General features: G+C 41.1%; 11 protein-coding genes and 1 pseudogene. 7 read left to right on the plus strand and 5 right to left on the minus strand.

The annotated features are described in order from the left end of the window. Positions 1-138, plus strand: a pseudogene (locus F893_RS17820) (IS4 family transposase); the annotation flags it as partial. 138 nt (positions 139-276) lie between these two features. Here F893_RS17820 and F893_RS02185 read toward each other — a convergent pair. Continuing rightward, positions 277-1,155, minus strand: a complete 879-nt coding sequence (locus tag F893_RS02185; protein WP_005101268.1) for an EamA family transporter — start codon at positions 1,153-1,155, stop codon at positions 277-279. Between the two features lie 364 nt (positions 1,156-1,519). On the opposite strand from F893_RS02185, the gene F893_RS18230 reads away from it, so the two are divergent. Then, on the plus strand, positions 1,520-2,257 hold the full coding sequence (locus F893_RS18230; RefSeq protein WP_228127360.1) for a hypothetical protein: 738 nt from the start codon (positions 1,520-1,522) through the stop codon (positions 2,255-2,257). Positions 2,258-2,337: 80 nt separating this feature from the next. After that, on the plus strand, positions 2,338-2,658 hold the full coding sequence (locus F893_RS18235) for a hypothetical protein (RefSeq protein ID WP_228127831.1): 321 nt from the start codon (positions 2,338-2,340) through the stop codon (positions 2,656-2,658). A 53-nt stretch (positions 2,659-2,711) separates the two neighbouring features. On the opposite strand, the gene F893_RS02195 is transcribed toward F893_RS18235, so the two are convergent. Both F893_RS02195 and serA read right to left on the minus strand, forming a co-directional pair. Next, positions 2,712-3,578 (minus strand): EamA family transporter, encoded by an 867-nt coding sequence (locus tag F893_RS02195; RefSeq protein ID WP_005101265.1) that lies wholly within the window; start codon positions 3,576-3,578, stop codon positions 2,712-2,714. A gap of 124 nt (positions 3,579-3,702) precedes the next feature. After that, entirely contained in the window at positions 3,703-4,935 is a 1,233-nt protein-coding gene (gene serA / locus F893_RS02200; protein WP_005249825.1) for a phosphoglycerate dehydrogenase, read from the minus strand. Between the two features lie 354 nt (positions 4,936-5,289). Between serA and F893_RS02205 the strand changes: the two genes are divergently transcribed. From F893_RS02205 to F893_RS02220, 4 genes are all read left to right on the plus strand, one after another. Further along, a complete protein-coding gene (locus tag F893_RS02205) occupies positions 5,290-6,699 on the plus strand; it encodes an FAD-binding oxidoreductase (protein WP_004732367.1) in 1,410 nt (469 codons plus the stop codon). Positions 6,700-6,840: 141 nt separating this feature from the next. Then, entirely contained in the window at positions 6,841-7,218 is a 378-nt protein-coding gene (locus F893_RS02210) for a hypothetical protein (RefSeq protein ID WP_034435785.1), read from the plus strand. A 79-nt stretch (positions 7,219-7,297) separates the two neighbouring features. Then, positions 7,298-8,794, plus strand: coding sequence for an AbiH family protein (locus F893_RS02215; RefSeq protein WP_005249830.1), 1,497 nt, complete (start codon positions 7,298-7,300; stop codon positions 8,792-8,794). Between the two features lie 91 nt (positions 8,795-8,885). Continuing rightward, positions 8,886-10,115 carry a chloramphenicol efflux MFS transporter CraA gene (locus tag F893_RS02220; RefSeq protein ID WP_005249832.1) on the plus strand — a complete coding sequence of 410 codons (1,230 nt, stop codon included), beginning with the start codon at positions 8,886-8,888 and terminating at the stop codon, positions 10,113-10,115. Positions 10,116-10,202: 87 nt separating this feature from the next. On the opposite strand, the gene F893_RS02225 is transcribed toward F893_RS02220, so the two are convergent. Together F893_RS02225 and F893_RS02230 are read right to left on the minus strand one after the other, a co-directional pair. Next, on the minus strand, positions 10,203-11,435 hold the full coding sequence (locus F893_RS02225; protein ID WP_004730312.1) for a transposase: 1,233 nt from the start codon (positions 11,433-11,435) through the stop codon (positions 10,203-10,205). Between the two features lie 238 nt (positions 11,436-11,673). Next, the gene (locus F893_RS02230) at positions 11,674-11,970 is read right to left on the minus strand and encodes a DUF3817 domain-containing protein (protein ID WP_004645001.1); all 297 of its coding nucleotides are present in this window, start codon (positions 11,968-11,970) and stop codon (positions 11,674-11,676) included. Positions 11,971-12,088 lie beyond the last annotated feature (118 nt).

Consider the following 12,088-nt stretch of genomic DNA (forward strand, 5'->3'; position numbering starts at 1 on the left):
AAAACAGGTTGGACAGTTCAACGTTTACTCAGAATAATTCAAGTGAATTTGTTTGAAAGAAGAACTTTAAAAGCTTTATTTTCACCCGATAAAATACCCATAAAACAAGAGGAAGCTCAAATGAGCTTCCTCTTGTGAAAAATTGTGGGACAGCAATGCCTGTAGTGCCATCTTTTTTATGCCAATTTACCTACCTTCTATATTTTGCTTTCAAAGCAAGTAAAAACACAGAATGGATAGGATATTTAATTAGTTATTCAAATTCCAATAAGCCTTTTAGGCATTCTTTTCTGCCGATCCTTGACGGGCGGCACGTACGGTCACACCGACAGAGGCCAGCATGATACAGACTAATGCTACCGTCTGAAGATACGTAATTTTCTCCCCCAATAGCATAAAACCGGTCAGTGCTGCCAAAGCTGGTGACAGGCTGGAGAGGGTGCCATAGCTGGTCTTGTTTAAATGCTGCAAAGCTTTTAAGTCCAGCGCATAGGGAATCGCTGTGGCCAGAACCGCAATGACAACGGCTTTACCCCAATGTTGCGTATCAATCAATGCGGGCGCATTGTTATAGAGCCCAATCGGAAGCAGACACAGGGCTGAAATGCTAATCGCAATAGTCAGTGCATGCATACCGATATTTTGCTGAACCACACGTTGCCCAAAGAAAATATACAGTGCCCAGCATAAACCCGCACCTAAAGCACAGGCGGCGCCGAGCAGGTCGAAATTACTGCTATTGGCCTGTCCCCATGGCACCATCAGTGCGATGCCTAAAATGGCCATTAATACCCAAATATAGTCACTACGATGTTTAATCGAAATGAGGGCTAGGCCGAGCGGACCAATAAATTCTAGTCCTACCGCAATTCCCTGCGGTAATCTTCCGAGGGACAGGTAGAATAAAATATTCATGACCCCTAAAGCGGCGCTATAGCAGAGCAAATCCCGCCATTTCAAAAAAGGCAAACGGGAAATAATTTTCCAGGAACGGAACATTACCCCAACAATAATTGCTGCAAAGCACAGCCTTAAAATGGTCACAGTAATCGGATCCAGCACACTAAACAGCTGTTTGGCAAAAGATGCACTAATCTGGTAGGAGGTCATGGATAATACCATGAACAATACAGCAAGGAGTTGGGCGTTTGGCATGGAAGCAGCTTCTACCCAGAGCGGGTGAAAATGAGAAATAGGAGGAAATGAAATTATAGCAAACTGGTTAATTTTTAATGAGTAGGGCAAGGAAATATTTTGCCGAGGCGAACTTAAATTTTGATTCAATCAAGTTAAGTTTTGGTCCGATCAAATACCTAAAGATTTTAAATTCAAAGTTAATCTTCTATGTAATTGCGGTTACAAATTAATCAATTTTTAAATTGATCTTATTTTTATATTTATTAAAATATCTTAGACCCCGTGATTCGGGTTAGCTTTAAAATAACAATGAAAACACCTTGGATTCCGTGTTTATGGACAGAATTAAAATAACAATATCAAATAATTAAGGTAGATAATAATGAAATTAAGAATACTTTCTTGCGCCATTTTCAGCTGCATGCTGGCAGCATGTGGTGGTGGCTCCGATAGTTCTGATAATAATGAACCAGTCACTAGTCAACCGGCACCGACCAATCCTGGAACCCCGGGTGATGGAGCATCAGACACCATTTCTGAATTCTATAACTATCAATTCAACTTACCGAATATTGATGGATCAGAGATGGAATCGCAAAAACTTCTATTAGCCAGTCATAAAAATAAAATTACTGACGGCATATTATATGCGGATAATAACAGCGCTGTTGATACTGAATACGATCTTGAAGAAGATATGGTCTTCTCAACTTATGTCACAACAAAAGGGGTGTTCCCTGCAGATCGCACCCGTACAGCATTAGGTTATAAGCTGGAAAAAATATTAGAAAATACGACGACTCAATTTAAAAGTCGTCCTGTGACGATACCTGAGAACAATATCAGCAATCATCGACACATAGCGTGGTATGACCTGTCTGGTAAAGCATTAACTGAACGTACCAATATTGCTGTGGTGAAAATGTATGATGATCCCGCGACCAGAGTGTTGTGTTCTTTAACAGTGATAATACGACAGCTGAGCGTAAATACTATAATGAGTTTGCAACCAATTTTGTCGATTTGCAGAAGGCCCGCAAATTCCCAAATGGCTCTAAATGTTTCCGTCTTCTGGCTGAACATCCTGAAGAAGAATATATTGAATTTGATCCGGAAGTAAAAACTGGCTTTAGCACACTTGCTGAATGGCAGGCACAGCAGTCTGTCCAAGAAATGGCAAAAACGATTCTAGATGACACGATGGCTAACTTGAAATATAAAAAGGCAGAATATAAAGACGATGCTATGCAATATTACAAATATTTCGGTGCGATCGAATATCAAGGCGGAATTTATTCAGTTGATTTCTCGGAACATGGGGAACATATTGATCACGACGACTATATTGCTCAATCAAGACAGGCTGCCTTGGATGACTTGAATAAACAAGAAGGTGTAACTTCTTTAATGATCAAATGGACAGAATATATGTATGATCAGCTTGCCTCTGGATGTGATGGCTATAATGCGACAGCAGCGACTGTATTAAATACTGCGATTAAAGACGCAACACCACGTTAAAATTTGAAAATAAGTGATCTTAAATAAAGGCGCTCTAGCGCCTTTATTTTTATTCAAGATTTTTGTCTTTGGGTCGTCACCGTACAGCCTACCGAAGCACTGATAATCGTGGCCAATGCCAGCCACTGTGTCCACAACAAGGTTTCACCCAGAAAAAATAGGCCTGAGAGTGCGGCAATGGCGGGTTCCAAACTCATCAAGGTACCGAAACTCAGTGCGCTTAAATTACGCAGTGCGATCATTTCTAGAGTGAAAGGCAGTGCACTAGCCAGTACTGCCAAAGCCACAAAATACAACAAACTCATCGGTTCAAAAGTATGTGCCGGCATGCCTGCAAAGAGTGCGATCGGCATCAGTACCAGCATGCCGACAAACATGCCTAAGCAGACAGTATGATTGCCAGAAACGCCTGAAGGTCTTTGGCCGGCAACGATATATAAGGCCCAGCAGGCACCTGCACCCAAGGCGAATGCCATCCCAATCGGGTCAAGCGGCTGGGCAGCCTGATCAAAAGGGAACAGTAGAATTAGCCCTAGAATCGCCAGTCCGACCCAGACAAAGTCGAATTTCTGACGTGCATAAAACAGGGCAACACTTAAGGGGCCAATAAATTCAAAAGAGACGGCAATCCCCAGCGGCAGGCGATCAATCGACAGGTAAAACAGTAGATTCATGCCAGCCAGGGCAAGGCCATAACTGATAATGGCCGGCCACTTGATCTGTCTGAAATGGATTTTCCAAATTTTAAAAATCAGTGCCAAAATCATAGCGCCTAACAGCAGACGCATTGCGGAAATAGTCAGAATGGGAAATTGACCGAACAGATATTTGGCAAAGGAGCCACTGCTTTGCATACTGATCATGGCGATCAACAGAATCAGCGGCGCTTGCACCATCGGTGCGATTTTAAAATTCAGCATGACTAAATAGGTTTCGATTGCTCGAATAGCGGAAGAGCAGCATAAGCTGAAAAAGGTTTAAAAATACAAACCTTAAAAACAAAAAACCACAGCCCGAGAGCTGTGGTTTTTCTACAATATTGAATTAGAACAATACGCGTGCGCGGATTGTACCTTCAACATTCGAAAGCATATCAAGTGCTTCATGAGATGCAGCAGCATCGACATCCATCACCAGGTAACCGACATCGCCTTTAGTCATCAGTGACTGACCAGAGATGTTGATGCCTTGTTCAGCAAACAGGTTGTTGATTTTAGACAATACGCCTGGAATATTTTGATGGATGTGCAGTAAACGGTGTTTGCCTTCAGTCAATGGCAATGCGATTTCTGGGAAGTTCACCGCAGATAAAGTCATACCTTTATCAGAATAAGCTACAAATTTCTCAGCTACTTCCAGACCGATGTTCGCTTGCGCTTCCATGGTCGAACCACCCACGTGCGGAGTCAGGATCACGTTTGGCAGGTTACGCAGTGGAGAAACAAATTCTTCACCGTTCGCCTTAGGTTCTTTCGGGAATACATCTACCGCAGCACCAGCAATATGACCAGATTTGATCGCATCCGCCAGATCTTCGATCACGACACAGGTACCACGTGCCGCGTTAATGAAGATCGAACCTTCTTTCATTTGCGCGAACTGATCTTTGGTCATGAAGTTACGTGTAGACGGAACATCAGGAACGTGTAAAGAAACCACATCGGCATTTGCCAAAATTTCGCCCAAGCTACCGACTTGACGTGCATTACCTAAAGGCAATTTAGTCACTGTATCGAAATAGATCACTTTCATACCCATGCTTTCAGCAAGTACAGAAAGTTGTGAACCGATTGAACCGTAACCTACGATACCTAAAGTTTTACCACGTGTTTCGAACGAACCAACTGCAGATTTGTTCCAGCCGCCTGTGTGAGTGTCTGCTGATTTTTCAGGTACACGGCGTAGAAGAAGAATTGCTTCAGCAAGTACAAGTTCAGCGACTGAACGCGTATTTGAGTAAGGTGCGTTAAAGACTGGAATACCGCGACGCATTGCAGCGTCCAGGTTCACCTGGTTGGTACCGATACAGAAACAACCGACAGCAATCAGTTTGTTCGCAGCTTCAAAGACTTCTTCAGTCAATTGAGTACGGGAACGAATACCGACGAAGTGCGCATCTTTAATCGCTTCTTTCAACGCTTCACCCTCAAGCGCAGTTTTACGATAGTCGATGTTGGTATATCCAGCAGCATTTAAAGTGTCGATTGCATTCTGGTGAACGCCTTCTAACAACAAGAAACGGATTTTATCTTTAGGTAGAGATAGATGTTGGCTCATTACGGCTCCGCTACAAAGGCCAAATTTAGTCGCGGTATAATAGCACAGGAAAAGCGCACTTATACATTTCCTTGATGACCCTCACATCAGCTATTCTGGCAAGATATATTGATAATAATGATCATGATGGTTGATTTAAATCTGCATTTTCAAAGGTATATTATCAAAATTGTCATTTTTCGCAGGAAACACCAAAAAATAGCTTATAATATTGCGCCATGCTTTTAAAGCAGCGTGATCCGGTGCTTTAATAATCATGTTTCGCCTGATTTGTATCCATGTTTTTATGCATAAAAAATGTGCAAATGAACCAGCGAAGTCTCTCTTGTTTAAATCATGCTAGGTCTGCAAACGATGAATGCTCCAGTCGCTTTAACCCCTGAGTTATTGAACCAATTGACTGCAATTGTGGGTGAAAACCGTATTAAAACCGATACGGACAGCCTCCAGAATTGGGGTCGCGATCATACGAAGCACTTTGATCCAAACCCGTCAGTCGTCGTTTTTCCGTCGTCAACTGAGCAAGTTCAAGACATCGTAAAACTGGCGAACCAATTTAATGTTGCAGTGACTCCATCGGGTGGTCGTACCGGTCTTTCTGCAGGTGCAGTCGCAGCCAATGGCGAGATCGTGGTCAGCATGGACAAGATGAACCAGATTCTGGAGTTTTTCCCGGCAGATCGTATGGTGCGCGTACAGGCAGGTGTGGTGACTGAACAGTTACAGAACTATGCTGAAGAGCAGGGCATGTATTACCCAGTTGACTTTGCTTCGGCAGGTTCATCGCAAATTGGCGGTAACATCGGCACCAATGCTGGCGGCATCAAAGTGATTAAATACGGCATGACCCGTAACTGGGTACTTGGCCTGACCGTTGTGACGGGTAAGGGCGATGTATTGCGTCTGAACAAAGGTATGATCAAGAATGCAACCGGTTATGCGCTACAACATTTATTTATTGGTGGTGAAGGCACGCTGGGTCTGGTGACGGAAGCGGAAATCAAGCTTGAACGTCAACCGCAAGACCTGCAAGTGATGGTACTGGGTGTGCCTGACTTTGATGCGATCATGCCGTTATTGCATGCCTTCCAGGCGAAAATTGACCTGACTGCATTTGAGTTCTTTGGTGAACTGGCGATGCAGAAAGTCTTGGCCCATGGTCACGTGCAACGTCCATTTGAAACTGAATGCCCATTCTATGTATTGCTTGAGTTTGAAGCGCCGTTTGAACCGATTATGGACAAGGCGATGGAAATCTTCGAGCATTGCATGGAACAAGGTTGGGTGCTGGACGGCGTAATGAGCCAAAGCCTGGATCAGGTAGAAAGTTTATGGCGTTTACGTGAAGATATTTCTGAATCTATCGCGCCATTTATTCCATACAAAAATGACATTTCCGTTCTGATCACGCACGTTCCTGCATTCATTAAAGAAATTGATGCGATTGTATCGACGAATTACCCAGACTTTGAAATCTGCTGGTTCGGTCATATCGGTGACGGTAACTTGCACTTAAATATCTTAAAACCTGCTGATTTGTCTAAAGATGAATTCTTTGCCAAATGTCAGGTGGTGAACAAGTATGTCTTTGATACCGTGAAAAAATATGACGGTTCAATTTCTGCGGAACATGGTGTGGGCATGACCAAGAAGCCATATCTTGAATATTCGCGTTCGGCGGAAGAAATTGAATATATGAAAGCCCTGAAAAAAGTGTTCGATCCAAATGGCATCATGAACCCGGGTAAACTTTTCGATCTTTAATCGGTCGGAATTGAAAAAAGCGCATCGAAAGGTGCGCTTTTTTATTGCTGTGTAAATACAGTTACAGAGTCTAAATGGTTTTGTACTAAGAAGCTCGGCATGATGGGTTGGAATAAGAATGACGATAAAGGGTTAAATAATATGTTCCGGATATTGGCAGTCGCAACTCTCGCTTTTGGTATATTGGGTTCAGGCTGTGCAACTGCTCAACAGGTCATTGCAAAGGTACAGTCGTCTTCGGACACGCCTTTGGAACAGGTTTTACAATTAAGACCGGATTTACGCAAGGAACTGGCAACGGTTGAATTACGGCAGTTCTTTGACAAGGTAGAGTCGCCCACGATTGGACAGGTCAAAGTCACTGAAACCGGTTTAATGGATGATTCGGTACATTCGGTACAGACCATTTATTATTTTAAACGGGAAGATAACAGCTGGATGCTGGAAAACACCGAGAAGTTGTATCGTTGTGCAAGAGGTACAAATACCAAGACTTTCCAGAAAGCGGTCTGTCCATAATAGTGTTTGATCTTTAGGCAGTTTTTGGTTAAAAGCGTATCTAGGTGATGCGCTTTTTTATTTTTGGGGAACTATAAAAATGAATATTTTAATTGTGGGGAATGGTTTTGATTTGTCGCATTATTTGCCGACGAAGTATGACCATTTTATGGATGTCATGGAGGCTATTGAAAATAAAGAATTAGGTAAGCCTCTTAATGATTTAGTGACAAGTCATTTCGAAAACGTAGGTGACCTTATTGTTAAATTTTTACAATTGAAGAAAGCAATTAATCCTCAGACTTATGAAATGAATTTTGATGAACTTTTTAGTCAGTGTCGAGATAGGAATTTTATTACGAAAACAAAGCAAATTTACGTGACAGATAATATTAAGTTATCCTTTGAAAAAATTGTAGAAATCCAATTTCTATTAAAAAATAATGCTTGGTATCAATATTTTAAGAATCATGTGAAAGAGATAAAAACATGGATCGATTTCGAACAAAAAATTTATGAAGCGTTGAGAGCTATAAGTATATTCATAGATAAGATAAATGAAAAAATTGATGAGATTGGTTACTGCTCCGACCATATTAATCATTCTGGAGAATGTGAAAAAAGTCAAATTTTTATAAAAGCTGAATACTGTAAAATTTTAGAAAGTTTAAATCTTTTAAAATCAGGCTATTATGGAGATGGTGAGGATGAGGATGAATATGGAAGAAAATTCACGAGACCTTATGAAACTGGTAATGGTTTCGATGATTATAGGTTTTATATCAAGGATGAAATTAATTCCTATAAACATGGATATCAGAAAATTGATGAGCACATAATCTTAGAAAATTTGCAAAAATCTTTAGATAACTTTATAGAAATATTTAATCTATATTTAACATTAGTTGTGGATAATTTAGATCCTAAAGTTGATTTTATGATTAATAAAAGTGATTGGATAAATCTAGATCAAATTTATTCATTCAACTACACTAATAGCTTCTTAAGATTTTATAAATTAATTCAGATTGATTTTTTACATGGACAACTTGGTGAAGACCAAAATATAGTTTTAGGTGTATCAGAAATTGAAAATGAATCAATAAAAAAAATAAAGGCATATGGGTTCACTAAATATCACCAAAAAATTTTAAAAAATACACAATATATTTTTTTACATGATCTAAAAAATCAAATTAAAAATTTAACTGATACTATTGATGAGACAAGAAAAAGTCTTCTTGATGATTGGAAGACAAATGAGATGAAGGATAGTGATAGAAACTTTATTCAAGTAAATAGACAAAAATTGGAACAATTAAAAGGAAAAATATTTATTTGGGGGCACTCTCTCGATATCTCAGATAAAAATTATATCAATGAAATATTTGAAATGAATGAAAGTGAGAAATTTTTTGAAGTAATAGTCTTTTATCATAATAAACAAGCAAACTTTGAGTTGTTAGCTAATTTAATTCATATATTAGGTAAGGATAAAATTGAATTTTGGATGAAAAATAAGTGGCTTAAATTTGAGCCTAATCCTGAAGTAAATTTTCAAACTGAAAACAAAATAGAGTTAGAGCAAGTATCCTGAAACTGAAGAAGTAAATCTGCTAAAATTTCTTCTTTCTATTTTAGACAAAGTTCAGTCTGTTAAAACGGGCAGACTGACAATAAAAACTCCCATGCAAAATATCCAGACCCAAAAACTGACTCGTGCCACACTCATGTTTCCGCTGGCACTGGTCCTATTTGAATTCTCAGTCTATATCTGTAATGACCTGATTCAGCCGGCCATGCTGTCGATTACCCGTGACTTTGGGGTAAGCAGTTCTTGGGCGCCATCTTCCATGTCCTTTTTCCTGTTGGGTGGGGCATTTGTCGCAGCGATTCTGGGACCTTTGTCCGATCGTCTTGGACGTAAAATGGTACTGCTCGGCGGTGTGGCATTTTTTACCCTTAGCTGTCTGGCTATTTTATTAACACCCAATATCGAAAGTTTCTTATTTCTGCGCTTTTTACAGGGCTTTGGCCTGTCCTTTATTACCGCTGTAGGTTATGCCGCCATTCAGGAAAGCTTTGAAGAACGCGATGCCATCAAAGTCATGGCACTCATGGCGAATGTATCTTTGCTGGCCCCCTTGCTAGGACCAGTGCTGGGCGCTTTTATGATTGATCATATCTCCTGGCATTGGGGTTTTATCGGCATTGCATTTCTGTCATTTCTGAGCTGGTTCGGCCTGAAAGCCAAAATGCCAACCCTGAAAGTCAGTATTCCCAGACAGCCGGTCAGCTATATTCTGGATGACTTTAAACAGGTTCTAAAAAATAAACGCTTTGTGATCATGACTGTAGCCTTGCCTTTGGTGAGTTTGCCCTTGATGTTATGGATTGCCTTGTCACCGGTGATTCTGGTCGAGCAATTTGGATTCAGTAGTGTGCAATATGGTCTGGCGCAGTTTCCGGTCTTGGGTGGCCTGATTGCAGGTAATCTGATTTTGCTGAAAATTATCGATAAAATACCGCTGGGCAAAACCGTATTATTGGGTCTGCCATTGATGCTGTTAGGTGCAGGTTTATTGATGTTGGGCTTATTGATTCCAGAGTATTTTGTCCATTGCCTGATTATCGGTACCACCTGTATCAGTCTCGGTGAGGGTGTAAGTTTTTCGGTACTGTACCGTTTTGCACTGATGTCTTCTGAAGTGTCCAAAGGCACGGTGGCCGCGACGGTTTCTATTATCCTGATGCTCAGCTTTTTTGTAGTGATTGAAGCAGTACGAATGGCATATGAAGCCTATGATATTTGGGCCTATTGTGTTGCCTCTTTGATTCTGATTGCACTCTGGTTTACTTTGCCACGCATGCAACTCAAACAGTTAATGCTGGAAAGACAGGAGCGTGGGGAGTTTTGATTCCTTATTAAGGGAAATTATAAATTATTGAAATCATATGTTCAGTATTGAATTTCCCTCTCCTTTTAGGCATAGGTATCTACACATCTATGAGATACCTAATGCCATTGTGGCTATCTCATTGAGTTCATCTATTGAATATTCCGAGAGCAGTTGAAGAGTGTTCAGTAAAATCGAAAGCCCTGCCAATAAGGCAGGTGCACTTTCCAACCTACCTCTTTTCTGCTGCCGACCTGAAAGACGGGTGAGAAATACACGAATTTTCTGATGGTGTTCATCTTCAGAACGCTGGATTCGCCAAGTTAAAACACAAGCCATACAGCTAATCAGTAACCGCCTTAAAATGGCTTCAGGTCTGGTCTGAAGCCATGCTTCAATATCATGACCTGCCTGCTTGAGCAGCTTGAAATAGCATTCAATTGTCCAGCGCCAGTAATACCAGGTCGTCATCTCTACCGTAGTAATCTCTGATGGAACATTGCTGATTAGTGACCATCTTGCGACGGTCTTATCCTGATCATCTTTCACTACGGCAACAATTAATCTGGCTTCAATCGCACTCCCTGGCTGGGGAGCAACCCGTTGGCCTGAATCGTCATTTCTCTTCGGTTTTGCTGCACGTGTTATCCGGATAGCAGTTTCTCCCACATGCAACATATGCCGGTTTCCTTTATAGGCAATCGGCTGGACCTGCTGCGTTTCTACTCGTTCTGCGGCTTCTGCAACTTTGCATGTTTTGCCCTGATGCTCAATTCGATGGCCTTCTTTCGCCCGAATCAGCCATTTAAAACCCTGGCTGCTCATTTCCCTTAGGTGGGCAATGGAGTCACCTTCACGATCAATGATATGAACACATGTTTTCTCAATGGGATATTGTTCAATCACTTTGATTTGTTCGGTAAGTGAATCTAGATGAGATTTGCGCCCAGCAGAGTGTTGACTGAATGTGGAATAGCAGCCTGAGGCATCTGATAGTGTCTGCGCCAGTGGCGCAATAGGTAGTCCCGAGGCTGCATCAACCAGCAGACTGCTTTGCAATTCATAGCCTGAATCATATTGATGGGTTCTTTGCAGGCGCTGAATTTTATGATGGTGTTTCACATACTGTAGCTGAGACCAGTCATGAACAATCAATGCATATTGATGCGGTGATGCCTTGATCTGTTCACATGCAAGATGTTCAATTGGCTGGTTTAACTGACTAAAAGAGATTTTGTCATTATTCAGGAATCGCCAGACCGCTTGTGTGGTTGCGAAACTCGACTTTTGGGCAGAAGCCAGGTCTTTGATTGCCGGAGCAAGTGAAGCAAGAGGGTTCATATTGAGCTTTACAAGGCTGTTATAGCGCTTGACAAGACGCTGATCCAGGCCAGAGATGTTAAATTGAAGAGCATGCTCTTCAATTTAACGCAAAGTTCAGGAATTGTGTAGATACCTATGCCTTTTAGGAGAGGGCTAGGGTGAGGTTAAGTATTTAATAAGTTCCCTCTCTCTAACTCTCTCCCAAAGGGAGAGAGAATTTTCTTTTGACTGATCTAATTATATTAGGATTCTACAATTAAGCTTCAGCGGGCTGTTCCAGCTTCTTCAGTTTCATATCAAACAGGAATGGACCGAAAGGTAGAATCGAAGCGATTAAACCCATCACAAACATGCTGAGAGACCATTTCTGTTTTTCACATACCGCAAATAACACCACCAGAAATAGCACAAACAGTACGCCATGACCCATGCCGACATATTTCACCAGAATCGGATTATCCATCATATATTTCACTGGCATCGCGATAAATAACAGCAGCAGGAATGAAATCCCTTCAAGCAAACCGACCAGACGCAAAGTTTTGATGTTCATAATACATATTGATTTAACCGAATTAGTTCTGAGTGTACCGAATATCACCTGAATATTGAATCTTAATAATAAAGATATATTCAATATTTTTAATAAGTTATAACCAAGTAAGGCAGTT

This window comes from Acinetobacter sp. CIP 102136, from assembly GCF_000369685.1.
GTDB classification, from domain to species: domain Bacteria; phylum Pseudomonadota; class Gammaproteobacteria; order Pseudomonadales; family Moraxellaceae; genus Acinetobacter; species Acinetobacter fasciculus.